Annotated in this window: 20 protein-coding genes and 1 riboswitch; of the genes, 8 read left to right on the top strand and 12 right to left on the bottom strand. The window is 70.9% G+C overall.

The genetic code is table 11. From position 1 onward, the window contains the following. Nucleotides 1-15: 15 nt before the first annotated feature. Nucleotides 16-651 carry a LytR C-terminal domain-containing protein gene (locus SD460_RS10430; RefSeq protein ID WP_290056823.1) on the bottom strand — a complete coding sequence of 212 codons (636 nt, stop codon included), beginning with the start codon at nt 649-651 and terminating at the stop codon, nt 16-18. Continuing rightward, nucleotides 648-956, bottom strand: a complete 309-nt coding sequence (locus SD460_RS10425; RefSeq protein WP_290056822.1) for a DUF3263 domain-containing protein — start codon at nt 954-956, stop codon at nt 648-650. Before SD460_RS10425 ends, SD460_RS10430 begins: the two co-directional genes overlap by 4 nt. A gap of 154 nt (nt 957-1,110) precedes the next feature. Between SD460_RS10425 and SD460_RS10420 the strand changes: the two genes are divergently transcribed. Next, on the top strand, nt 1,111-1,689 hold the full coding sequence (locus SD460_RS10420) for a peptide deformylase (RefSeq protein WP_290056821.1): 579 nt from the start codon (nt 1,111-1,113) through the stop codon (nt 1,687-1,689). 73 nt (nt 1,690-1,762) lie between these two features. Here the strand turns inward: SD460_RS10420 and SD460_RS10415 are convergent, their stop codons facing one another. Continuing rightward, nucleotides 1,763-3,928 carry a glycoside hydrolase family 15 protein gene (locus SD460_RS10415; protein WP_290056820.1) on the bottom strand — a complete coding sequence of 722 codons (2,166 nt, stop codon included), beginning with the start codon at nt 3,926-3,928 and terminating at the stop codon, nt 1,763-1,765. Nucleotides 3,929-4,127: 199 nt separating this feature from the next. Between SD460_RS10415 and SD460_RS10410 the strand changes: the two genes are divergently transcribed. The 3 genes from SD460_RS10410 to thiD (SD460_RS10400) all read left to right on the top strand — a co-directional run bounded on the left by SD460_RS10410 (nt 4,128) and on the right by thiD (SD460_RS10400) (nt 7,624). Beyond that, nucleotides 4,128-5,039, top strand: coding sequence for a S1C family serine protease (locus tag SD460_RS10410; protein ID WP_290056818.1), 912 nt, complete (start codon nt 4,128-4,130; stop codon nt 5,037-5,039). A gap of 38 nt (nt 5,040-5,077) precedes the next feature. Continuing rightward, a riboswitch (TPP riboswitch) is annotated at nt 5,078-5,199 on the top strand. Beyond that, nucleotides 5,193-6,827 (top strand): phosphomethylpyrimidine synthase ThiC, encoded by a 1,635-nt coding sequence (gene thiC / locus SD460_RS10405; protein ID WP_290056817.1) that lies wholly within the window; start codon nt 5,193-5,195, stop codon nt 6,825-6,827. Its footprint overlaps the riboswitch before it by 7 nt. After that, nucleotides 6,824-7,624, top strand: coding sequence for a bifunctional hydroxymethylpyrimidine kinase/phosphomethylpyrimidine kinase (gene thiD / locus SD460_RS10400; protein ID WP_290056816.1), 801 nt, complete (start codon nt 6,824-6,826; stop codon nt 7,622-7,624). The genes thiC and thiD (SD460_RS10400) overlap by 4 nt, the downstream gene beginning before the upstream one ends. On the opposite strand, the gene SD460_RS10395 is transcribed toward thiD (SD460_RS10400), so the two are convergent. From SD460_RS10395 to SD460_RS10385, 3 genes are all read right to left on the bottom strand, one after another. Next, on the bottom strand, nt 7,567-8,295 hold the full coding sequence (locus SD460_RS10395) for a DUF6338 family protein (protein WP_290056815.1): 729 nt from the start codon (nt 8,293-8,295) through the stop codon (nt 7,567-7,569). The genes thiD (SD460_RS10400) and SD460_RS10395 overlap by 58 nt on opposite strands. Further along, nucleotides 8,292-8,456: a hypothetical protein gene (locus tag SD460_RS10390; protein ID WP_290056814.1), complete on the bottom strand. Its 165-nt coding sequence runs from the start codon at nt 8,454-8,456 to the stop codon at nt 8,292-8,294. The genes SD460_RS10395 and SD460_RS10390 overlap by 4 nt, the downstream gene beginning before the upstream one ends. Nucleotides 8,457-8,536: 80 nt before the next feature. Next, nucleotides 8,537-8,914, bottom strand: a complete 378-nt coding sequence (locus tag SD460_RS10385; protein WP_290056813.1) for a winged helix-turn-helix transcriptional regulator — start codon at nt 8,912-8,914, stop codon at nt 8,537-8,539. Nucleotides 8,915-9,007: 93 nt separating this feature from the next. Here SD460_RS10385 and SD460_RS10380 point away from each other — a divergent pair, with 93 nt between their 5' ends. Continuing rightward, the gene (locus SD460_RS10380; RefSeq protein ID WP_290056812.1) at nt 9,008-9,931 is read left to right on the top strand and encodes an NADP-dependent oxidoreductase; all 924 of its coding nucleotides are present in this window, start codon (nt 9,008-9,010) and stop codon (nt 9,929-9,931) included. On the opposite strand, the gene SD460_RS10375 is transcribed toward SD460_RS10380, so the two are convergent. Further along, on the bottom strand, nt 9,928-10,938 hold the full coding sequence (locus SD460_RS10375; RefSeq protein ID WP_318306110.1) for a phosphatidylinositol-specific phospholipase C domain-containing protein: 1,011 nt from the start codon (nt 10,936-10,938) through the stop codon (nt 9,928-9,930). The genes SD460_RS10380 and SD460_RS10375 overlap by 4 nt on opposite strands. Nucleotides 10,939-11,041: 103 nt before the next feature. Here SD460_RS10375 and thiD (SD460_RS10370) point away from each other — a divergent pair, with 103 nt between their 5' ends. Next, nucleotides 11,042-11,869: a bifunctional hydroxymethylpyrimidine kinase/phosphomethylpyrimidine kinase gene (gene thiD, locus SD460_RS10370; RefSeq protein ID WP_290056809.1), complete on the top strand. Its 828-nt coding sequence runs from the start codon at nt 11,042-11,044 to the stop codon at nt 11,867-11,869. Nucleotides 11,870-11,872: 3 nt separating this feature from the next. Here the strand turns inward: thiD (SD460_RS10370) and SD460_RS10365 are convergent, their stop codons facing one another. Further along, the gene (locus SD460_RS10365; protein ID WP_290056807.1) at nt 11,873-12,169 is read right to left on the bottom strand and encodes a hypothetical protein; all 297 of its coding nucleotides are present in this window, start codon (nt 12,167-12,169) and stop codon (nt 11,873-11,875) included. Continuing rightward, nucleotides 12,166-18,924, bottom strand: coding sequence for an RHS repeat-associated core domain-containing protein (locus tag SD460_RS10360; protein ID WP_318306109.1), 6,759 nt, complete (start codon nt 18,922-18,924; stop codon nt 12,166-12,168). Before SD460_RS10360 ends, SD460_RS10365 begins: the two co-directional genes overlap by 4 nt. A 233-nt stretch (nt 18,925-19,157) precedes the next feature. On the opposite strand from SD460_RS10360, the gene SD460_RS10355 reads away from it, so the two are divergent. Beyond that, on the top strand, nt 19,158-19,961 hold the full coding sequence (locus SD460_RS10355; protein ID WP_290056805.1) for an ion transporter: 804 nt from the start codon (nt 19,158-19,160) through the stop codon (nt 19,959-19,961). Here SD460_RS10355 and SD460_RS10350 read toward each other — a convergent pair. Further along, on the bottom strand, nt 19,958-20,797 hold the full coding sequence (locus SD460_RS10350) for an SDR family oxidoreductase (RefSeq protein ID WP_318306108.1): 840 nt from the start codon (nt 20,795-20,797) through the stop codon (nt 19,958-19,960). The two genes, SD460_RS10355 and SD460_RS10350, sit on opposite strands and share 4 nt — an antisense overlap. 91 nt (nt 20,798-20,888) lie before the next feature. On the opposite strand from SD460_RS10350, the gene SD460_RS10345 reads away from it, so the two are divergent. Then, nucleotides 20,889-21,248: a winged helix-turn-helix transcriptional regulator gene (locus SD460_RS10345; RefSeq protein WP_318306107.1), complete on the top strand. Its 360-nt coding sequence runs from the start codon at nt 20,889-20,891 to the stop codon at nt 21,246-21,248. 1 nt (nt 21,249) lies between these two features. On the opposite strand, the gene SD460_RS10340 is transcribed toward SD460_RS10345, so the two are convergent. Together SD460_RS10340 and SD460_RS10335 are read right to left on the bottom strand one after the other, a co-directional pair. After that, nucleotides 21,250-21,678 carry a MarR family winged helix-turn-helix transcriptional regulator gene (locus SD460_RS10340; protein ID WP_086863242.1) on the bottom strand — a complete coding sequence of 143 codons (429 nt, stop codon included), beginning with the start codon at nt 21,676-21,678 and terminating at the stop codon, nt 21,250-21,252. Between the two features lie 97 nt (nt 21,679-21,775). Then, complete coding sequence (locus SD460_RS10335) at nt 21,776-22,534, bottom strand: thiazole synthase (RefSeq protein ID WP_290056800.1); 759 nt, start codon at nt 22,532-22,534, stop codon at nt 21,776-21,778.

The following is a 22,534-nucleotide window of genomic DNA, read 5'->3' as shown; positions in this document are numbered from 1 at the left end:
CGCAAAGAGAGGGCGTCAGCTGCCCTTGTGGCCGGACTGGTATTCCTTCGTCACGATCACTATCACGCCGGGGCTCGCGCTCTCGATGCCCGGGAAGCGGGCCTCGGCCTTGATGCCGAACTCCTGCGCGAGCTGCTTGGCCGCCGCTTCCTCGTCGGTACCCGGGCGGTAGAACGCCGTCGTCGTCGGGATGGTGCCCTGGGAGTAGTTGCTGACCTCGTTGACGTTCCAGCCGCTGCCGCGGAAGTCCTCCGCCGCCCGGTCCGCCAGGCCCTTGATCGTCGAGTTGTTGAACACCCGGACGGTGACCCACTTGTTGGACGCCTGCTGGTCACCACCCGGCTGGCCCGGCTGGCCGGGCTGCCCCTGCGTGGGCTGACCCGGGGCCGGGGTGGTCGGCGACGGCGGCGTGGGCGACGAGGGGTTCGCCGAGGTCGACGGCGGCGTGGCCGTCGACGACGTGGCCGGCGGTGCCGACGTGCCGCCCGAGGTACCCGGCGGGCTCGACGACGTGCCGCTCGGCCCGGCTTCGTTGGAACCGTCACCACTCAACGCGGAGATCCCGCCGACGACGGCGGCCACGATGGCGACGCCGATCAACGCGACGCCCGCGGCCTTCATCGGCCGGGACATGCCCGAAAACACACTCATTTCAGCTCGATCCCCAGTCGCCGGGCGCCACGCTTGCGCTGCCGGGCGGCGCGCGTCTTGCGCAGCCGCTTCACCAGCATCGGGTCGGCCTCGGTCGCCTCCGGCTTCTCCAGCAGCTTGTTGAGCAGCTGGTAGTAGCGGGTGGCCGACAACGAGAACCGTTCGCGGATGGCGTTCTCCTTCGCCCCGGCGTGTCGCCACCACTGACGTTCGAAGGCGAGGATTTCGACCTCGCGCTCGGTCAGGCCGGGCACGGGCTTCGGCGGCGACGGCTGCGGCTCAGCCATCGACTCCGCGGCGTCCATCCGAGTCCCTCTCAATCGGGCGTGTGGCGAATCAGACCTAGCTCTTCCGCGGGCGCCATTCAACCACGGAAGCGGCCGCCGACGTGGGCATCGACCCCGGCGCGTCACGGTCTGATGCAGGTGTACCAGAGGGGTCCGACTAAACTGCGTGGTCGTGACCATCCACCCCATCGTTATCGCCGGCGAACCCGTGCTGCACCAGCCGACTCGGGAGATCACCGAGTTCGACGAGAAGCTGCGCACGCTCGTGGACGACATGTTCGAGACGATGTACGCCGCCGAAGGCGTCGGTCTCGCGGCCAACCAGATCGGCCTCGACCTGCGGGTGTTCGTCTACGACTGCCCGGACGACGAGGGCGTGCGCCACAAGGGCGTCGTCGTCAACCCGAAGCTCGAGACGTCGGAGATCCCGGAGACCATGCCGGACCCGGACGACGACTGGGAGGGCTGCCTGTCGGCCCCCGGCGAGTCGTACCCGACGGGCCGCGCGACGTGGGCGAAGGTGACCGGCTCCGACATCGACGGCAACGCGATCGAGGTCGAGGGCACCGGCTACTTCGCGCGCTGCCTGCAGCACGAAACCGACCACCTCGACGGGTACATCTACCTCGACCGCCTGGTCGGACGGCACGCGCGCGCGGCCAAGAAGATGCTGAAGCACAACAAGTGGGGCGTCCCGGGCAACTCCTGGCTCCCGCCCAAGACCCCCGAGGACGACGGCGCCGTCATCTGACCGCCCGCCCGGTCGTGAGTGTTTAGTCGGGTTAGAACCCGACTAAACACTCACGACAACTTGCGCCGAGCCCTCAGCAGCCGAGGTAGTGGCAGCGGACCACGCGAGGCGTCTCCAGGACCGTGCCCGCCTTGACGTCCCAGGCCAGGCGGACGTACTGGGCGTGCGTCCAGGCCAGCGGGGTCGCCGAGTTGTTCGGCGTGCCCGGCGGGAAGCCGGTCTGCCCCGACGGCGCGTTCTCGTCCCACACCTGCTCCGGCATGGTCTCCGCCGAGCTGCTCACCCGGCCGAGGTCACGCAGCCGCCGCGCGGCCGACGCCGGATCGCCGAGGGTCAGCTCGTACTCGCCGCGCTCACCGGCGAGCAGTGGCCACAGCCGCCCGAACGTGGTGCGGCTCTCCGCCGGGAACGTGTAGTCCCACGGCGAACCGTCGGCCTGCTCGCCGTAACCGTCCTTCGTGTACCGGTGCCAGAACTGCCCGGTCGGCGTGGTGAACGCGATGTCCTTGTCGGTCACCCGGATGCTGTTCTTGATCACCGGGTCGTCGGCCCGGTAGATGCCCAGCCGGACGAGGTCGAGGAAGCCCGCGTCGGTGACCGCGCGCTGGTCCATCGTCACGCTCGAGTTGCCGAGGTTGTACTTCGTGCCCGCGTTGGCGTTCGCGTCCTTGGTCAGCCGGACGAAGTACGGTTCCTTCGACAGCGGCCCGTTCGTGGTGATCGTCTGCTTCGGCAGGTCGGCCTTGAACTTGTCCGCCGCGGCGAGGTACCGGGCCGCGTCCGCCGGCGCGCCGCTGCGCGAAGCCAGATCCGCGGCGCAGACGAGCCCGGCGATCACCGACGCGATGGTCGACGGGGACCAGCCGTCCTGCTCCTCCCAGCGCTCCTGCTGGGTGTACGGCGCCGGCTGCCCGTTCGGGCCGACGTAGCCGATGATGAAGTCGGCGGCCTTCCGGACGCCGGGCCACAGGTCGGTCCGGCCGAGCTGCTGGGCCAGCACGATCGGGAACGCGGTTTCGTCGAGCTGGATCGACGTCCAGTACGGCACGCCGTCGACGCGGCTGTTCTGCGGCATGTGCCCGTCGGCCTGCTGCTGCGTGCCGAACATGTAGGACACCGCGCGGTTCGCGGCCCCGGTGTCGCCGCCGGCGGCCAGCCCGGTCGCGATCTGGTAGAGGTCACGCGGCCAGACCAGGTGGTAGGTACCGGACGGCGACCACTCCGGGTCGTTGTTGCCGAACCGCCACGGCATGCTCGGCGACGCGATGAAGGCGCCCGGGTGGTGCTTGTCCTCGCTCGCGGCGAGGGTCAGCATCGACGCCTTGTAGAGGTCGCGCTCGGCGCCGGTCTTCAGTGACGACGGCGGCTTGCTCACCCCGCGCAGGTACTGCGCCCAGCCGCGGTCGTACGCGCGGGTGATGTCGCGGACACCGCGTCGCTGCGACGCCTGCGCGCTGCCGAGCGCGTCGGCGGCCTTCGCGCCCATGCCGAGCGCGAGGGTGACGTGCCGGTTCCGGACGCCGTCGGCGCTCGTCTGCCCGGTCAGCAGGACGTTGCCCTTCGCGGCCGTGTCGTAGGTGTTCAGCTTGAAGGTCTTGGTGAGCTGCGTGTTCCCGTCGGACGCGCCCGCGTAGCCGACGCTGGTCTTCGTGAAGGCGGGCTTCGCGGTGAGCGCGGCGGCGTTCGTGGCGTCGCTCGCGGTGAGCGCGTCCCCCTTCCGCGCGGCCGAGTCGTCGGAGCCGTCGTTGGTCAGGTCCGGGTCGGCGACCGCGTAGAGCTGGTACGGCCGCCCGGTGAGCGACTGGAAGTCGACGTCCACCAGCACCGTCGTGGCGGCCGGGTCGGTGACGTAGGTCTTGGTCAGCCGCCAGCGGTGCTGGTCGTCGGTGATGGTCTGCTCGTAACCCAAACTGTCGTCGCCGGTGCGCCGCACCTGCTGAGACTTGGCGGTGTAGTCGATGGTCGCGAAGCCGCGCCCGTCCGTGACGACGAAGTTCATCGACCGGACGCTCGGCGTGGACAGGTCCGGGTAGTAGACCTCGGACAGCTGGCCACCTTGGAGGGTGAACCAGACGTTGCTCGACCGGTCGTGGGCGGTGCCGAAGCCGGTCTTGTTCGCGGGCAGCCAGCTGGGATGGGCGCCCGGGGCGCCGGGAGCCTCGCCCTGTGCCGCCGCGGTCGCCGGTATCAGCCCGGTGACGAGCAGCCCGGCGAGGGCGCCGAACATGAGTTTGCGCATATCAACCCCACAGGAAGTCGCTTCTGCACCGTTACAGAAGCGCCTGGAAGTGTCTCGCCGATCCTTCACCGGCGCATGGTCCGAACCGGTGAACCACTGACCGTCACTGGTCCGGTCGGCGGTTCACGGACAGCGAACCGCCGTCCACCCCTTTCGGGCGCACACTTGTAGTACCTGCAACGGTGTAATCGAGGTCCCCATGGAAGACGCGATGGACGCCTACTCGCGCGCCGTCAGCACGGTCGCCAAGACCGTCACCCCGCACGTCGCCGGGGTGCAGCTCGCGCGCGGCGGCGGGTCGGCGGTCGTCTTCGCCGACGACGGCCACCTGCTCACCAACGCCCACGTCGTCAGCGACCACCGGCGTGGCGTCGCCACCTTCGCCGACGGCAGCGAGGTGCCCTTCGACGTCGTCGGTGCCGATCCGCTGTCCGACCTCGCCGTGCTGCGGGCGCGCGGGGGAAACCCGCCCGCCGCGAAGCTGGGCGACGCCGACGAGCTGGTCGTCGGGCAGCTCGTCGTGGCCATCGGGAACCCGCTCGGCTTCTCCGGCACCGTCACCGCCGGGGTCGTCAGCGCGCTCGGCCGGGCGCTGCCGGTGCGGCAGGGGCGCACCACCCGCGTGATCGAGGACGTCATCCAGACCGACGCCGCGCTCAACCCCGGCAACTCCGGCGGCGCGCTCGCGGACTCCGCCGGCCGGGTCGTCGGCGTCAACACCGCGGTCGCCGGCGTCGGGCTCGGGCTCGCCGTGCCGATCAACGCGACGACCCGGCGGATCATCGACACGCTCGTCGTCGAAGGCCGGGTCCGGCGCGCGTACCTCGGCGTCGTCGGCGTGCCCGCGCCGCTGCCGGACGACGTCGCCGAGCGCACCGGGCAGGCGGCCGGCCTGCGGGTGCGCGAAGTCGTCTCCGGCGGCCCCGCGGACCGGGCCGGGCTGCGCGCCGGGGACCTCGTGCTGACCGTCGGGCGCACGCGCGTTTCGGACGCGCAAGGCATCCAGCGCCAGCTGTTCGCGGAGGTGATCGGCACCGCGCTGCCGATCACCGTGCTGCGCAACGGAGCCATGGTCGACGTGTACGCCACTCCGGCCGAGTTGGTCGGCTGACTTGAGTATCGCGCTCCGGCGTGGCATGGTCGGTGGCACAACACCAACGCGGGAGCTCGCGCCATGGCGGGCTGAGAGGGTGACTTGCGTTTCGCAGGCGTCACCGACCGCATGAACCTGACCGGGTAATGCCGGCGTAGGGAGTGAAAGTCGTTGACGACGCTCGAAAACAAGCACGTCTCCGTAACGACCGGCCCGATCACGGGCTCGCACAAGGTGTACCACCAGACCGAGTCCGGACTTCGGGTTCCGGCTCGCCGGATCGACCTCTCCAACGGTGAACACTTCGACGTCTACGACACTTCGGGCCCGTACACGGACCCGGACGCGAACATCGACGTCCACAGTGGACTACACCGGCTCCGCGCCGGCTGGGCCGACGGCCGCGAGCACAACACCCAGCTCGGGTGGGCCAAACAGGGCGTCATCACGCGGGAAATGGAGTACATCGCCGCCCGCGAGCGCGTCGAACCGGAGTTCGTGCGGTCGGAAGTCGCCAGCGGCCGCGCGGTGATCCCGGTCAACCGCAGGCACCCCGAGTCCGAGCCGATGATCATCGGCAAGAACTTCCTGGTGAAGATCAACGCCAACATGGGCAACTCGGCCGTCTGGTCGTCGGTCGAGGAAGAGGTCGACAAGATGGTGTGGGCGACCCGCTGGGGCGCCGACACGATCATGGACCTCTCCACCGGCAAGCGGATCCACGAGACGCGGGAGTGGATCATCCGCAACTCGCCGGTCCCGGTCGGCACCGTGCCGATCTACCAGGCGCTGGAAAAGGTCGACGGCGAACCGGAAAAGCTGTCGTGGGAGATCTACCGCGACACCATCATCGAGCAGTGCGAACAGGGCGTCGACTACGTCACCGTGCACGCCGGCGTGCTGCTGCGCTACATCCCGCTGACCGCGCGGCGCGTCACCGGCATCGTCAGCCGCGGCGGCTCGATCATGGCCGCCTGGTGCCTCGCGCACCACCAAGAGTCCTTCCTGTACACGCACTTCGAGGAACTCTGCGAGCTCCTGCGGCAGTACGACGTCACGTTCTCCCTCGGCGACGGCCTGCGTCCGGGTTCGATCGCCGACGCCAACGACCGCGCCCAGTTCGCCGAGCTCGAAACCCTCGGCGAGTTGACGCACATCGCGCGTTCGCACGACGTCCAGGTGATGATCGAGGGCCCCGGCCACGTGCCGATGCACAAGATCAAGGAGAACGTGGAGCTCGAAGAAAAGCTCTGCGGTGAAGCGCCGTTCTACACCCTCGGTCCACTCGCGACGGACATCGCGCCCGGGTACGACCACATCACGTCGGCCATCGGCGCGGCCCAGATCGGCTGGTACGGCACGGCCATGCTGTGCTACGTCACGCCGAAGGAGCACCTCGGCCTGCCGAACCGCGACGACGTCAAGACCGGCGTGATCACGTACAAGATCGCCGCGCACGCCGCGGACCTGGCCAAGGGCCACCCGTACGCGCAGGAGTGGGACGACGAGCTGTCGAAGGCGCGCTTCGAGTTCCGCTGGAACGACCAGTTCAACCTCTCGCTCGACCCGGACACCGCACGGTCGTTCCACGACGAGACGCTGCCCGCCGAGCCGGCCAAGACCGCGCACTTCTGCTCGATGTGCGGCCCGAAGTTCTGCTCGATGCGGATCACGCAGGACGTCCGGAAGTACGCCGAGGAGCACGGACTGTCCACTGTGGAGGCAATCGAGGCCGGCATGGCGGAGAAGTCGGCGGAGTTCTCGGACGCGGGGAACAAGGTCTACCTGCCCGTGGTGCAGCCGTGACACCCCGGACCGCCCTCACCATCGCCGGATCCGACTCCGGCGGTGGTGCGGGCATCCAGGCGGACCTGCGCACGTTCTTCGCCAACGGCGTCCACGGGCTCGTGGCGCTGACCGCGGTCACCGTGCAGAACTCCCTGGGTGTGCAGGGTTTCACCGAGATCCCGGCCGACGTGGTCACGGCGCAGATCAAGGCGGTGGCGTCCGACATGGGCGTCGACGCGGCGAAGACGGGGATGCTCGCGACGGCCGAGATCATCCGCTCGGTGGCGAAGACCCTGGACGAGCTCGGCTTGGCCTTCCCGCTGGTCGTCGACCCGGTGGCGGCGTCCATGACGGGGCACGCGCTGCTGCGGGAGGACGCGCTGGAGGCGATCCGCACGGAGCTGTTCCCCCGCGCCACGCTGATCACCCCGAACCTCGACGAAGTCCGGTTGCTGACCGGGATTTCGGTGACCTCCCCGGCCACCCAGCGCTCGGCGGCCGAAGCCCTGCTGGAGTTCGGCTCCCGCTGGGTCCTGGTCAAGGGCGGCCACATGGCGGGCACGGCGGACTGCGTCGACCTGCTTTCGGACGGCCGCGACTTCATCTCGCTGAGCGGCCCCCGCTACCAGACGGAAAACACCCACGGCGGCGGCGACACCCTGGCGTCGGCGATCACGGCGTCCCTGGCGAAGGGCGCCACGGTCCCGGACGCGGTGGCGGCGGGGAAGCGGTTCATCGAGCGCTGCGTGGCGGAGGCCTACCCGCTGGGCGCGGGCGTCGGCCCGGTTTCCCCGTTCTGGGTGCTGGACCGCTGACGCCGCTTCTTCGCGGTGACGGCGGCCGGCGCCAGCCGGTACTCCACGCTGATCACCTCGATCCGCTCCCCGGGGATGATGACCCGGCGGTAGGAGTCCGGCAGCGGCAGGAGCGGGCTGCCGGCGTCCGGCTTGGCCGCCAACGGCTTGGTGAGCATCAGCTCGCGATCACCCACCGGGAGGTCGGCCGTGAAGTTCTCGACCTGACCGGTGTACACCAGCCCCCCGGTCAGCCGGACCCTGGCGAACACCGCGTGCCCGTCCGGCACGCCGTGCCGGAAGGCCTTGCCCCAGAGACTGACGACGCGGATGGTCTCCCCTTGGCGCCGCGCCAGCCACTTGTGCAGCCCGAACGCCAGCGCGTGGGAGATCGCGGCCGCCACGACGAGGGTCAGGACGACCGCGCCGTAGTGGTCCGCCAGGTAGGCGTTCCCGCCGAGGATCAGGGCCCTGGGGTCGAAGAACAGCCGGGGGAAGAGCCACTGCGCCGCCTGCAGGAGCACGAGGGTGACCAGGGTGAAACCCAAGCTGCCCAGTGCGACCCGGCCGATCTCGCGGAACGCCGATTCGGCCACCGCCACGCGGCGGCGCGCTCCCAGCAGGTCGAAGAACAACCCGGGCGCGACCACGAGCAGGAACAGCACGGCCGCGAGCCACGTGCCCGGGATCATCCGGGGTAGTCGGCCGGAGCCTGCTCACCGTCGTCGTCGCCCGGGAAGCACCCGTCGTCCCCGTCGTCCGGCGGCTCGGCGTGGCGCATGATCAGCTGGGGTGGCTCGTCGGTTACCCGCGAAACCTCTTCCCGGCTCCACCGGGAGAACCATCCGGTCACGTCGGCCACCTTTCACGACGGGGGTTCGGCTCCCATGAGTCGCGGCACCGGGGACGGCCGTTACCGAGCGGGCCGGCGGCTCAGCGGACCGGCTGCAGTTCCCGGGTGTCGTACTCCTCGCGGGCCGAGCGGATGCGGTCGAAGTTGGCCTGCGACCACGTGCTCAGCGCGACCAGGTGCGCGCCGACCTCGGCGCCCATCTCCGTCAGCGCGTACTCCACCGTCGGCGGGGTCGTCGGGTACACCGTGCGCGTCAGGAAGCCGTCGCGCTCCAGCTGGCGGAGGTTCTGCGTCAGCATCTTCTGGCTGATCCCGTCGACCGCGCGGCGCAGCTCGCCGAAGCGGTGGGGGCCGCGGGCCAGTGCGCCCAGCACCAGGGCCGTCCACTTGTTGGCGAGCAGGTCCAGCACGTCGCGGCACGGGCAATTGCGAAGGTACACGTCCCAGGTGGTTTCCATCGGGTACCTACTCCACTTCTAAGTGCCTTCTGGCGAAAAGTGACCAACGCTCCGACTATAGGTGGGACAGCCCTGACGAGAAGGAGTGAAGTGATGCGCATCGTGACCCAGGAGACCCTCGGCGGGCCGGAGGTGCTCCGCGTCACCGACGCACCGCGGCCGGAACCCGGGCCGACGGAGGTCCTGGTGCGGGTGCACGCCGCTGGGATCAACCCGGTCGACTGGAAGGTTCGGGCCGGCGGCGGGTTCCTCGGTGAACCACCGTTCACCGTCGGCTGGGACGTCGCCGGCGTCGTCGAAGAGGCCGGCTTCGGGGCCACCGGCGTCCGGGAAGGCGACGAGGTGCTCGGTATGCCGTGGTTCCCCCGCCCGGCCAACGCCTACGCCGAGTACGTCACCGCGCCGTCGCGGCACTTCGTGCGCAAGCCCGCCGGGCTCTCGTTCGCCGAGGCCGCCGCGCTGCCGCTGGCCGGGCTCACCGCCTGGCAGGGCTTGGTCGACGTCGCGAACGTCCGCAGCGGACAGCGCGTGTTCGTCGACGCCGCGGCCGGCGGGGTCGGGCACCTCGCCGTGCAGATCGCCAAGGCGCGCGGGGCGCACGTGATCGGCACCGCCAGCGCGGGCAAGCACGACCTGCTCCGCGAGCTCGGCGTCGACGAGCCGATCGACTACCACGACAAGTCCGCCACGACGTCCGATGTGGACGTCTACTTCGGACTGGTCGGCGAAGCGAGCGACCTGCGCTGGCTGCCCGCGATCAAGCCGGGCGGCCTGCTGATCGCCGTGCCCAGCGGCGTCGCGGACGAGGTCGAAAAGGCGGCTGCCGCACGCGGTGTGCGCACGAGCCGGATCCTGGTCGAGCCCGACCGCGGCGGGCTGACCGGCCTCGTCGAGCTCATCGAGGCCGGTCAGCTGAAGGTCCGCGTCGAGCAGGCCTTCCCGCTGGAAGACGTCGCCAAGGCGCACGAGCTGGGTGAGTCCGGGCGCGTGTCCGGGAAGCTCGTGCTGACCCTCTAACCCCGGGCGAGCACCTGCGGCAGCACCGTCGTGAGCCCGGTCCAGTCCGCGGTGATCACCGACGCGTGCTGCTTCGCCAGGTCGGCGACGCGCTGGTTGGCCTGGTCGACCGTCGGGTTGTGGGCGTCGATGGCCGGCGCGACGTTCTGCGCGTCGGTCATCACCACGTAGTAGTGGTTGGCGTCGTACCACCACGGCCCGGTCTGCGTCACCCACGCGTTCGCGTCGCCGTCGAACACCACGAACCACGGCTTGAGGTCGGCGGTGTACTTGTCCCGCGGGTCACCGCCGGCCGCGCCGTGCACGGTCGGGAAGATGTTCGCGTCGCCGAGCTTGCCGGCGTTCTTGAGCCCGACCAGGTACCGCGCGTACTCGACGTCGGTCTTCAGCGTGTCGGTCGGGTTCTGCTCCTCCACCGTGCCCGGGATGATCTCGGTGATCACCCGGCCCCGCAACGCGTCCACCGACGGCCAGTTGTCCGCTTTGGCGGCGTCGTCGAGCGTGCCGTAGCCGCCGAGCAACTCGGCCGGGCGGAAGGCGACGCTGCCGAGGTGCGCGCGGAACGTCGCGTCCAGCTCGTCCGGGCCCATGCCGGTGTTGTCCGAGAAGCCGGTCTTCATCTCCAGCTTCAGCGTGATCGGCGTGTGCCCGGGGTGGGCCGCGAGCCAGATCCGGATGTCGTCGAGGCAGTACTCGAGGTTCTTGTTCTTCCCGCCGGTGTACAGCTGGGACGCCGACGTAGCCGCGACGCAGTTGTTGTTGTTCCCCAACGGGTTCGAGTGGCTGACCTTCCACTCGTGGGTGAAGAAGTCCGGCCAGACGTCGAGCTCGATCAGCGACGAGCCGGCGTCGAGCGCCTGCGCCAGGTAGCCGTAGGCCGCCGGGTCGTAGGTGTTGTGCACGCCGACCGTGGTGACGTGGGAGAGCTTCGGGCTGTCCGCATTGGCCGCCGTCGCCCCGGAGAGCGTGAGCGCCGCCGTGAGGAGTGCCACCGAGAAGAGCTTCATCCAGGCTCCTTCGAACGTGAGTAACGTTCACAATGTCTCACCGTGGTTGACTGCTCATGAAGGAAAAGCGGCCGATTGGCCTAGACCAGAAGTCGGGAAAAGTATGACCACGAGCCTGCCCACCGCGTTGACCATCGCCGGATCGGACTCCGGCGGCGCCGCCGGGCTGCAGGCCGACCTGCGCACGTTCCTCACCTGCGGCGTGCACGGCCTGGTCGCGGTCACCGCCGTCACCGTCCAGAACACCCTCGGCGTGCACGACCGCGCCGACCTGCCCCCGCACATCGTCGCCGGGCAGATCGAGGCCGTGGCGGCGGACATGGGCGTCGGCGCGGCCAAGACGGGCATGCTGGCCTCAGCCGAGATCATCCACGCGGTGGCGGCCGCGTGCGACGCCGCGGAGATCGGCCGGAACGCCAAGATCCCCTTCGTCGTCGACCCGGTGGCGGCGTCGATGCACGGCCACCCGCTGTTCGACGACGCGGGCCTGCACGCGCTGCGCGACGAACTGCTCCCGCGCGCGACGGTGCTGACCCCGAACCTCGACGAAGTCCGGCTGCTGACCGGGATGACGGTGACCGACCGCGAAGGCATGCACACCGCGGCCGTGGTGCTGCACCGGATGGGCCCCCGGTACGTCCTGGTGAAGAGCGGCCACCTGCAGGCCGACCCCGAGTGCGTGGACCTGCTGTTCGACGGCTCGACGTTCGTCGAGCTGCCCGGCAAGCGCTACTCGACGCCGCACACGCACGGCGCGGGCGACACGATGGCGTCGGCGCTCACGGCCGGGCTCGCGAAGGGCATGTCCGTGGTCGAGGCGGCCCGCTACGGCAAGTGGTTCGTCTCGCACGCCGTCGAGCACGCGTACCCCATGGGCGCCAAGGTCGGCCCGGTCTCGGCCTTCTGGCGGCTGGCCCCCGAGGAGCGCTGAGCCTCAGCCGAGTGCCTGCCGGCCCAGCGCGCGCAGGACGTCGGCCAGCCAGACCAGGCCGTAGCCGACGACCCGGTCGGGGTCGTCGGCCATCGCCGCCAGCTGCGCCCACGACTCGCTCAGCTGGCCCACCGTGTGCTCGTCCGGCTCGTGGCCGAGGTCGTAGCGCTGCTCCGGCAGCAGCTCCCAGAACAGGTCGTGGTCCAGCGTGACCGAGTCGCCGCCGCGGGCGACGTGCGCCAGCAGCAGCTCGGTCACCTCGCGCAGCCGGGCGAGGGGGATCTCCGGGCCCGCGCTCATCCCGGGCAGTTCCCGAGCAGCTTGTTGAGCTGTTCCTGGAACCCGCGGATCTCCGTTTCCAGGTGCTTGATCCTGCCGCTGATGATGCGCTCCCTGATCTCCGGACTCTGGCCTTGCAAGATACCCTTGTTGTCGAACGCGTCCGGGTTGTTGCGGTACTCCTCCAGCTTCTGCTGGTGCTCCCGGATCAGCCGCTGGAACGAATTGATCGACTTCTGCCGCGAAGATTCCGCGCTCGCTTCGCCACTGTTCGAGTTGCCGCTGTTCGAACTGCTGCTACTGCTGCTGCTCGGGTTCGTCGCCATCGCGACCGCCGCACCGCCGATCGCACCGGCCGCCGCGCCCGCCGCCACGACGCTGCCGCCGACGAACGTCACCGCGCCGCCGCCGATCGCCGCCGCGCCACCCGCGACGGCCACCGCGCCGCCTTCCACCAGCCCGCAGGGCTCGATGATGATGCAGGCCGCGGTGCCCACGATCGCCGCCCCGATGCCGACCTTGCACCAGAAGCCGCACAGGCCGGTCGGGTCGGTGTCGTTGAGCGGGTCGCCGTTGACGTAGGCGTACGGCGTGTGCGTCGCGTTCACCATCGGGTCGACGCTGAGGAACTGCGCGGTCGCCGGGTCGAGGTAGCGCGCCCGCAGGTAGACGAACCCGGTTTCGTCGTCGGTGTACTGGCCGGTGAACCGCAGCGGCGTCGACGCGGTCCCGGTGTGCGTGCCGGCGCCGTATTCGCCGTACGCGTACGCCCCGGCGACGTGCCCGGCCGCGTCGACGAGCGCCCGGGTGGACCCGATCTGGTCGTGGAAGTACCAGAGCGTCGTGCCGCCGCCGATCTGCTCGATCGGCGCGCCGCCGGGCCCGTAGACGTAGCTCGTGGCGCCGTCGCTGAGCAGGTTCGGCACCGAGCCGGCGCCGTAGGTGAACGCCGTGGTCGTCGTGCCGGCCGTCTTGGCCGTGCGCAGCCCGTCGCCGTCGTAGCGGTAGGACGCCGTCCCGCTCACCGAGGTGAGCCGGTTCGCCTGGTCGTAGCCGTACGTCGTGGCGGCGCCGGTCGCCGGGGTGGCCGACGTCCGGTTGCCCTGGGTGTCGAAGCCGTACTTCGTGGCCCCGGCCGGGGCGGTGTCGCACGCGGGCGCGGTCACCGTCCCCGAAGGCAGCGCCCAGCACAAGCGGTCGGAAGCGTCGAACGCCTGGGTCGCCGCGCCGAGGCCGGTCGGGTTGTCGGCCGCGTCCACCGCGTAGCCGGTCGCGACCCCGCCGCTCGTCGCGGACTGCAGCTGCTCCCGCGGCGAGTACCCGAACGTCTTCGCCGCGCCGGGCAGCCCGGCCGGCGTCGACGAGCTGAGCTGGTGGGCGTTGTCGCGGCCGAAGACCAGCGACGCCACCGTCGTCGTCCCCGCCGAGAGCGTCGACGACGTGAGCGTGTCCGTGTCGTCGAAGCCGTTGGTCACGACCGTGCCGTTGGGGTAGGTCGTGGTGTGCAGGTTGCCGTCGTCGCCGTAGCCGAACGTGGTCTTGTTGCTGTTCCAGTCCGTCACGGTGGCCAGGCGCCCGGCCGCGTCGAAGGTCTGGGTCACGGTCTGCGCGGCGCCGCCGGGGTAGGTGATCGACGTCGCCCGGCCGGTCCGGTCGTAGCCGTAGCCGACGTGCGCGCCCGAGCCCCTGGTGATGCCGACGACCTCGCCGAACGCGTCGACGTCGGTCTTCGTGGTGCCGGTGGCGTCGGTCATCGAGACCCGTGTGCCCGCCGAGTCGTAGGCGAAGGTCGCGCCCGGCGTCGTCCCGTCGGAGTACTGGGCCGAGGTGACGCGGTTGGCCGGGTCGTAGCCGTAGGTCGTGACGCGCCCGGCCGGGTCGGTCGAGGTGAGCAGGTTGCCCGCGCCGTCGAAGTGCCCGGTCGTGGCGCGGTTGCCCGGGTCGGTCCGGCCGGTCCGGCGGCCCTGGCCGTCGTAGCCGTACGACGTCTTGTGGTTCGCCCCGTCGAGCTCGTCGGCGATGGTGCCGTCGGGGTTGTAGTCGGTCACCGTCGTGACGCCGTCGGGCCGGACGGTCCGGACGAGCCGGCCCATCGGGTCGTGGACCAGCGTCGTCTTCCGGTTGTTCTGGTCGGTCGTGCCGAGCTGGTTGCCGTCGGCGTCGTACACCGACGTGGTGCTGTGCCCGAAGGCGTCCTTGATGTCGGTGACGTTGCCCCAGGCGTCGTGCCCGATGACCGTGCAGCCCCGCTGCGGCGGCGCGCAGTTCGCGCCGACGCCGGCCGCACTGCCCGCCGGGCTGACGCTGGTGACCGGCCAGCCGCGCCCGGTGTCGTACGCCGCCTGGGTCTTCGCCCCGGCCCCGTCCACTCTGGACGTCAGGTCGCCGAAGCCGTCGAACGTGCTGGTCGTGGTCCGGCCCTCGGCGTCGACCGCCCGGGTCCGGTCGTCGGGGTGCGCGGCGTCGTCGTAGTAGAAGTTCTCGGCGCGGGTCACCGCCGCCGACGGGTTGCCGTCCTTGACCTCCGCGGACTGGCCGAGCTGGGTCACCGTGGTCGAGGTGAGCACGTGCTCCCCGGCCGCGCTCGCCGGGACGTGCCCGGTTTCGTCGTAGCCGTTGACGGTCTGCACGCCGCGGGGATCGATGCTGCTGAGCAGGTTCCCGTGGTCGTCGTAGCGGTACGCGGTCGCGAACCCGGCGGCGTCGCTGGCCGAGATCCGGTTGCCGTGGTCGTCGTAGCTGAAGGTCTGGACGTGCCCGTTCGGGTCGGACAGCGTCGACACGCCCAGCGTCACGGGGTCGTAGGTGTAGGTCCACGTCCCCGCGTCGGCCGTGCCCGCGCCGCGGGTTTCCGAGACGAGCAGCCCGTTGCTGTAGGTGTAGATCGTCTTGTGCCCGCCCGGATCGGTGACCTGCGTCTGCCCGGCCTGCAGCCCGCCGTCGGGGCCGTAGGTGAACGTCGTGGTCTTGCCGGTCGGGTCGGTCTGCGTGAGCACGCGCTCGGCGCCGTCGTAGACCATCGACGTGACCGGGTCCGGCGTCGCCGTGCTGCCGAAGTTGGCCGGCGAGCGCATCGACGTCATCAGGTGGGTGCCGGCCGCGTAGCCGTACACCAGGTGGTCGTCGTCCTTCAGCGACGGCGTCCGGGTGGTGCCGACGCCGTAGACGTCGGTCAGGTCGCCGGCCGCGTTGTAGCCGTAGGTCACCTGCCGCCCGGCCGTGTCGGACAGGCCGGTGATGTGGTTTCCGGTCCAGGCCAGGGTGTACCGGCGCTGCGCGGGATCGGTGATCGTGGCCAGGTGCCCGGCGCCGTCGTAGGCCAGGTTCGTGGCGTACGGCGGATTCGCCTTGGTGCCGGCCGGATCGGTTTCGGCGGTGAGCCGCCCGGTGGCGGCGTCGAAGGTGAAGACGTCCTTGCCGCGCCGGGTGTACACATAGGACGAACCGCTCTTCACCAGCGCAGCGTCGTACCGCGGCGCCGAAGGCGCGTAGGTCCCGGACGAGTTCACGAAGGTGATCGCCGAACCGTCCTCCTGGCGCACGGTCACGTTCCCGGTCGTGCCGTCGGTCGCGGCGGACAGGTTGTAGGAGAACGTCCAGCCGTAGCCGAACGGGCCGTCGGCGGCGTAGGTCTTGTTGGGGCCGTTGGGATCGGCGAGCGCGGAGGCGTAGCTGCGGGTGAAGTTCAGCGCGGCCCCACGCCCCGGCGTGGTGAGGTCGGTGAACTCGTCGCCGAAGTAGCCGGTCGACGTGTCGACCGGGTCGCCGGCGGTGCGCCGCACGCAGCCGCACTGGACGAACGCGGGGTTGCTGCCCTTGGGCGCGTCGATGATCCCGGGCGGGCCGCCGATCGGGGTACCCGGCGTGCCGCCCATCGGCAGGAAGGCCAGCGCGTCGTAGCCGACGTCGTAGTTGAGCAAGTCCCCGTCGCTGCCGACCGCGGTGCTCGTGTTGGACAGCTGGACGTTACCGCCGTTCTGCATGGCGAACGTCCCGATGGTGACCCACTCTTCGGAGTCCCAGTGCTGGTTGACGCGGATCTTCCACGGGCTCGCGCCGCCGCCGGGGTTGATCTGGTAGACGACGTTCGTGGCCGACGCCCCCAGCGCCGGGATGTGGATCTTGATCTTGTAGTACTGCAGCTTCGGCAGGTTGGGCGTCCAGGTGCCGGTGTTGATCAGCGCCGGGTTGCTGCCGTCTTCGGTGTGGGTGAACAGGATCCGGCCGCCGAAGCCGGCACCCAGCTGGTGGGTGTCGATGGCGCCGATCGGGTCGCCGGCGGAGTTCGTGCCGTAGGAGTAGGTGAAAGTGCCGTCGCTGGACCAGTTCGACGGCGCGCAGCCGACGAGGTTGAGCCCCGGCGTGGTCTGCTCGTCGACGATGATCGGCGGCCCGGCCGGCCCGCTGGGCACGACGTCGGAGACCAGCGTGCACGTCGGCGGGTGCGGATCGGCGACGCCGGGTTCGGTCGAGCCCGCGCCGGCGGTGTACTCACTGGTGGCGCAGGTCGTGGCGCAGTCGGGGATCCAGCTGACCGGCTGGTGCCACCAGCACTCGAAGTCGTCCAGCAGGCAGTGGCTGGCGCCGGGGTTGCTGGGGTTGGTGGCGTTGGGGTCGCAGTGGTTGTCGGTGCCGCAGAACGCCGTGGTGGGCGGGATCTTCAGCCACGTGCTGCCGCCGTGGTAGGTCGGCTTGGCGTAGGCGCGAGTGCCGCCGCGGATGATCGGGCTGGCCATCCAGCCCATGACGCGTTCTTCGTACGGCCAGCTCGCGGGGTGCTTGGCGTCGTCGTAGGTGTCCTGCAGGAACGGGTCGCGGTTCGGCGGGTAGTCGAGGTTGGCCGGGTTGTTGGTCCAGCCGAGGCCCCAGGTGCCGTCCGGGCCGGTGCACGACGGGCCCGGCACGCAGCCGGTGGGGTTGTACGCCTTGGTGGGCTGGATGCCGGTGTTGTAGGCCCAGGCGGCGAAGTACCAGTTCTCGAGGTATCGCGGGTTGCCGTTGTTGGCGAGGATGCCGGCGTCGTAGAGCTGGTTCCAGGTGGACTCGAGGATCTGCAGGCCCGCGGCGATGTTTTCCTCGTAGTCGACGGCGATCTTGGTCTGGCCGTTGACGGAGTAGCTGCTGTGGTCACCCGCCCGCATGCCGGTGGTCACCTGCGCGACGCCGTACCCGCAGTCCGCACCGGCGTAGTTCATGGAGACGATGTCGCCACCGGCACCGTAGTAGTCGGCGATCAGCGGATCGCCGGTCATGCCGGGCAGGGAGTGCCAGGACGCCTGGCTCCAGTTGCTTTCCTGCGCCATGATCGCCTGCATGACGGAGCGCGGCACGGAATCCCAGCTGTCCCCGGCGGGGTGCTTCAGCGCGATCTTCGGGAAGTCCGAATTGGACGCGTAGGCGACGAGCCCGAGGTTGTCGAACCCGGCGGGCCGGCCCAGCGACCCGGTGAGCAGGTTCTGTTCGGCCATCTGCACGGCCCAGCCGACCTGCGCGGGCGAGGGCTGCGGCACTTGACGAGCCCGGTCGAGCCGCGGCACGGAGCAGGTCGGCGTCTGCGCGGCCGTGGTGGTGAGCTTCTGGGCTTTCGGCTGCACCGCCGCCGGCGCCGCATCACCCTGCGGTTGCGGCTTCCCCGCCGGCATGTTCGCCACCGGCGCGGCACCCACGCCGTCCGGCACCACCGGTGACACCGCCGTCGTGCTCGCCGCCGCGGTGTCCGGGCGGGGCCGGGAAAGCAGCACGCCGCTTCCGGTCGCCAGCACCACCGGCACCTCCCGCGCCGGATCCGCGTCCGGGCCCAACGCGGCGTCGCCGTCCAGCGACGTCGCCGTGACCCCGTGCGGCAGCGGCGAAGTCCGGACGCTCTTCAGCCCCGACCCCGGTTCCACCCGGTCCACCCCGGTCAGCACGGCGTGCCCGCCCCGCCCCGGGAACAGGTGCACCGCGCTCGCCGGCCCCGAAGCCAGCGTGCGCACCGCGCCCGCCTTCTCGTGCCGCACCGTGGCGGTCGGCGCGCCGGGCTTCAGGGTCAAGAAGTCGACCCCGCCGTCGGCCGACGGGCGCAGGTCGTACGCCGGCGCGTCGAGCGCGGCCACCCGCTTCGCCTGGCCCGGACCCGCCACCGCGACCAGCGACGCCCCGGCGACCCCGATGACACCTTCGCCGGACGGCACCGCGGACGTGACCTGCCCGTCCACAGTGGACTTCGCGGTGATCGCGCCGGTGGCGAGGTCGGTCGTGAGCAGCTCGGTCTTCTCCTGGTCCACCCCCAGGTTCAGGCTGAACACGGCGTCGCGGCCGGTGCCGCAGCCCGGCGAGTGGTACTTGAGCCCGACGCCCCGCGCCACCGGGTGCACCGCGCCGGACGTCAGGTCGACGGAGTAGGCGAAGGCGCCGTGGTCACGCGCGGCCGACAGGTTCACCGCGGACTGCGGGAGGATCGCGACGGCCGCGTACCGGCCGTCGCCGGAGACGCACTGGTAGCCGGTCCACGACGAGTCGTCGAGGCCCTGCGGCCGCAGCAGCGCCAAGCTCTGCCAGGCGAACCCGGACTTCTCCCGCGCGACCTGCAGGTGATAACCCGCGCCGTCGCCCCAGCCGTCGAGCAGGACGTCGGGGGACGCGGCCGCGCCGGGGCCGAAGTCGGCGGGTGACGCACCGGCGTGCACCACCGGGGCCGCGGCCGGCGCGGGGGTGGCCGCCGCCGGGACCGTCGCCGTCACGAGTGGTACCGAAACCGCCAGCGCCGCCACCGAAGCTCTGCGTGCGCGCAGCATGAACCGACCGAAGCCCGGCATCCCGTTTTCCCCCTTCGCGCGCGGAACTGCGCGCCAGGAGGGACAGTAGGGATCACCGTGCCGCCGGGAAGCCCACCTTTCGGAGGAACAGTTCCGCGGGAATACGGCAAGCCGGAGCGATCCGCCCAATCCGCACTGTGACTCCGGACACACTCGCCGCGACCGTTACCATCCCTGCGTTTACTGATCCTTGAACCACACAGGGGGCGGCCTTGACCGGACGCGAGCGGACGGCGAAGGTCCTCGAAGACCGCCGCTTCCAGAACTTCATCATCGCCGTGATCGTGTTCAACGCGATCACGCTCGGCATGGAGACGTCGACGTCGATCATGGCCGGGTACGCCGGCCTCCTGCACGCGCTCGACCACATCGCGCTCGGCATCTTCGTCACCGAGCTGCTGGCGAAGTTCTACGCCTACCGCGGGCGCTTCTTCCGCGACAACTGGAACGTCTTCGACCTGCTGGTGGTCGGCATCGCGGTGATCCCGGCGACCGGGCCGTTCGCCGTGCTGCGGTCACTGCGCGTGCTCCGGGTGCTGCGGCTGATCTCGGTGGTGCCGTCGATGCGGAAGGTCGTCTCCGGGCTGCTCGCCGCGATCCCCGGCATGGCCTCGATCGCCGCGCTGCTGGCGCTGATCATCTTCGTGGCCGGGGTGATGGCGACGAAGCTGTTCGGCGCCATCGACCCGGGCGACTTCGGCGACCTCGGCACGTCGCTGTTCACGCTGTTCCAGGTGATGACCGGCGAAGCGTGGCCCGACATCGCGAAGACGATCATGGAACAGGCGCCGATGGCCTGGATCTTCTTCGTCGTCTACATCCTGGTGTCCAGCTTCGCGGTGCTGAACCTCTTCATCGCCGTCGTGGTCAGCGGCATGGAGGACGAGCTGCGTCAGGACATCCGCGAGGAAGAGGCGAAGCAGGCCGAAACGCAGGCGGCCGCGAACCAGGAGATCCTCGACGAGCTCCGCCTCCTGCGCGCGGAGCTCGCCGAGCTACGGCAGCAGGCGGCCTAGCGGAACGCGGCGGCGTTGCGCGCGGCCCAGTCGGCGAAGGTGCGCGGAGCGCGGTCGAGGACCCGCTCGACGTCGGGGCTGACGCGCACCTCGGCGGGACTCGGCGCGCCGAGGATGTCCAGGGTGTCGTCGGCGAGTTCGGCGGGCATGCTCCGCGTCATGCCGGCTTTGGCCTCGGCGCGGGAAAGCTCGTGGAACCGCACCGGCGAGCCCAGCGCGTCGGCGATGGCGGCCGCCTGCTGCCGCGGCGTGATCACCGCCGGCCCGGTCAGCTCGTACACGCCGCCGGCGTGCCGGTCGTCCAGCAGGCAGGCCGCGGCGACCTCGGCGATGTCCACCGGGTCGACGACCGGCACCCCGGTGTCACCGAAGGGGGCGGCGACGACCCCCTGGGTGCGGACGCTCTCGGCCCACCACAGCGCGTTGGAGGCGAAGCCGCCCGGCCGCAGGACGGCCCAGTCCACGCCGGCTTCCCGCACCGCGTCCTCGAGCGCGCGCATGGCGATCCGCGTCGTGCCGAAGGGCCGGGTCACCACGCCGAGGGTGGACAGCAGGACGATCCGGCCGACCCCGGCGCGCGCGGCCCGTCCGATGACGCCGGCGGGATCGGCCCCGACGGCGTGCAGGTCCCCGGAGAGCAGGAGGAACAACGCCTTCGCGCCGGCCAGCACGGGCTCGAGACCGGCGGGATCCGCCAAGTCGCCCACCACGTGCCGGACGCCGTCGGGCACGTCGGCGGCGTGCCGCGACACCGCCGTCACCTGCTGACCCGCCTCGGCCAGCGCCCGCGTCAGCGGCCGGCCCACGTTCCCGGTCGCCCCGGTCACCACGATCATGAACAGCTCCTTCGTCCGATTTCCTGGTGATCGGGACGGTAGGAGCCGAGCTAACTCCTGGTAAGTACATACCTTTGGGTAAGCTCAGGACATGACCGGAGGCTCGCAGCTCACCCCCACCGGCGCCGAGGCCCGATATGAGGTGTTTCACACCGACTGCGTCGCGCGGGACGTCGTCGACCACGTCACCAGCCGGTGGGGCATCTGGGTGCTGATCTCGTTGCAGCGCACCGATCTCAGGTTCTTCGAGCTGCGGGAGAGCATCGAAGGCATCAGCGAGAAGATGCTCTCCCAGTCGCTGCGCGCGCTGGTGCGGGACGGCCTGATCTGGCGGCGGGTCGAGCCCACGACACCGCCGCAGGTCACCTACGGGCTGACCGAGTTCGGCCGGGACGTCGGCGAGCCGCTGCTGGAGCTGTTCGACCGGATCACGCGCCGGCTCGCGGACTAGCTCAGTCGTCCGCGATCAGGGCCTCGAGTGCCGGGATCGCCGCCGTCAGCGCCTCACGGTGCTCGGGGGACAGCCGGTCGAGGCGCCGGTTCAGCTCCTGCACCCGCGTCGACCGGACGCCCGAGACGAGCCGCTCGCCCTCCTCGGTCGCCTTCGCCAGCCACGCCCGGCGGTCGACCGGGTCGGACTCGCGGCTGACGTAGCCGGCCTCGACCAGGGACGCGATGATCCGCGACATCGTCGCCGCGGCGACGCCCTCCTTGGCCGCGAGGTCGCCGAGGCGGAGCTGGCCGGAGTTCACCAGGGTCGCCAGCGCCGAAATGGCGCCGTGGCCCGGGCCCGGCACCCCGGCCTGCCGCAGTGACCGGGACAGCCTTCCGACGGCCAGGTACAACCTGCCCGAGACGTCCTGGACCGATGTGCTCGTCACGGCTGGCTCCTTCTGCCCTGCCCCGCCGCCGGTGCGCCGGAAAGTGCCGTCCACCTTACGGGTTCGCCGTGCGCGTTCGGCGTGAAGGCACCTTGGTTCACCGAGGTGGACTCGACGCCTGCGCCCAGAACCGCTGCGGCACGCGCCCCGCGCTCCGGGCCAGGTGACCGGCGACGACGGCCGAACGCATCGCCGAAGCCATCCGCTCCGGATCGGCCGCCCGAGTGACGGCCGTGGACAGCAGGACGGCGTCGCAGCCGAGCTCCATCGCCAGCGTCGCGTCCGACGCCGTGCCGATTCCCGCGTCCAGGATCACCGGCACGCCCGCCCGCGAAACGATGAGCTCGATGTTGTGCGGATTCCGGATGCCGAGGCCGGTGCCGATCGGCGCGCCCAGCGGCATCACCGCGGCGCACCCCGCCTCCTCCAGGCGCAGCGCGAGCACCGGGTCGTCGTTCGTGTAGGCGAACACGGTGAACCCGTCGGCGGCCAGCCGTTCGGCCGCGTCGAGGGTCTCGAACGGGTCCGGCAGCAGCGTCCGGTCGTCGGCGTGGACTTCGAGCTTGATCAGATCGGTGCCGAGGGCCTCCCGCGCGAGCTGCGCGGTGAGCACGGCTTCGGCGGCCGTGCGGCAGCCCGCGGTGTTCGGCAGCAGCTCGATGCCGAGCCGGTTCAGGAGCTCGAGCACGCCGGAGCCGCCCTCGGCGTCCGCGCGGCGCATGGCGACGGTGGTCAGCTCGGTGCCGGACGCGACCAGCGCACGTTCGAGCACGGCCAGGTTGGCCGCGCCGCCGGTGCCGATGATCAGCCGGGACGTCAGCTTCGAGGTGCCGATGACCAGCGGTTCTTGGTCCAC

The sequence above is a fragment of the Amycolatopsis solani genome (genome assembly GCF_033441515.1).
GTDB lineage: Bacteria > Actinomycetota > Actinomycetes > Mycobacteriales > Pseudonocardiaceae > Amycolatopsis > Amycolatopsis solani.
The sequence above is the reverse complement of the archived record's forward strand: the minus strand, read 5'-3'. Positions and strand labels throughout refer to the sequence as shown.

Excerpts from the sequence above, each read along its gene's own strand:
- SD460_RS10430 (WP_290056823.1), bottom strand. The coding sequence starts at position 651 with ATGAGTGTGTTTTCGGGCATGTCCCGGCCGATGAAGGCCGCGGGCGTC.
- SD460_RS10425 (WP_290056822.1), bottom strand. The coding sequence starts at position 956 with ATGGACGCCGCGGAGTCGATGGCTGAGCCGCAGCCGTCGCCGCCGAAG.
- SD460_RS10415 (WP_290056820.1), bottom strand. The coding sequence starts at position 3,928 with ATGCGCAAACTCATGTTCGGCGCCCTCGCCGGGCTGCTCGTCACCGGG.
- SD460_RS10410 (WP_290056818.1), top strand. The coding sequence starts at position 4,128 with ATGGAAGACGCGATGGACGCCTACTCGCGCGCCGTCAGCACGGTCGCC.
- SD460_RS10395 (WP_290056815.1), bottom strand. The coding sequence starts at position 8,295 with ATGATCCCGGGCACGTGGCTCGCGGCCGTGCTGTTCCTGCTCGTGGTC.
- SD460_RS10385 (WP_290056813.1), bottom strand. The coding sequence starts at position 8,914 with ATGGAAACCACCTGGGACGTGTACCTTCGCAATTGCCCGTGCCGCGAC.
- SD460_RS10380 (WP_290056812.1), top strand. The coding sequence starts at position 9,008 with ATGCGCATCGTGACCCAGGAGACCCTCGGCGGGCCGGAGGTGCTCCGC.
- SD460_RS10375 (WP_318306110.1), bottom strand. The coding sequence starts at position 10,938 with ATGAAGCTCTTCTCGGTGGCACTCCTCACGGCGGCGCTCACGCTCTCC.
- thiD (WP_290056809.1), top strand. The coding sequence starts at position 11,042 with ATGACCACGAGCCTGCCCACCGCGTTGACCATCGCCGGATCGGACTCC.
- SD460_RS10365 (WP_290056807.1), bottom strand. The coding sequence starts at position 12,169 with ATGAGCGCGGGCCCGGAGATCCCCCTCGCCCGGCTGCGCGAGGTGACC.
- SD460_RS10360 (WP_318306109.1), bottom strand. The coding sequence starts at position 18,924 with ATGCTGCGCGCACGCAGAGCTTCGGTGGCGGCGCTGGCGGTTTCGGTA.
- SD460_RS10350 (WP_318306108.1), bottom strand. The coding sequence starts at position 20,797 with ATGATCGTGGTGACCGGGGCGACCGGGAACGTGGGCCGGCCGCTGACG.
- SD460_RS10345 (WP_318306107.1), top strand. The coding sequence starts at position 20,889 with ATGACCGGAGGCTCGCAGCTCACCCCCACCGGCGCCGAGGCCCGATAT.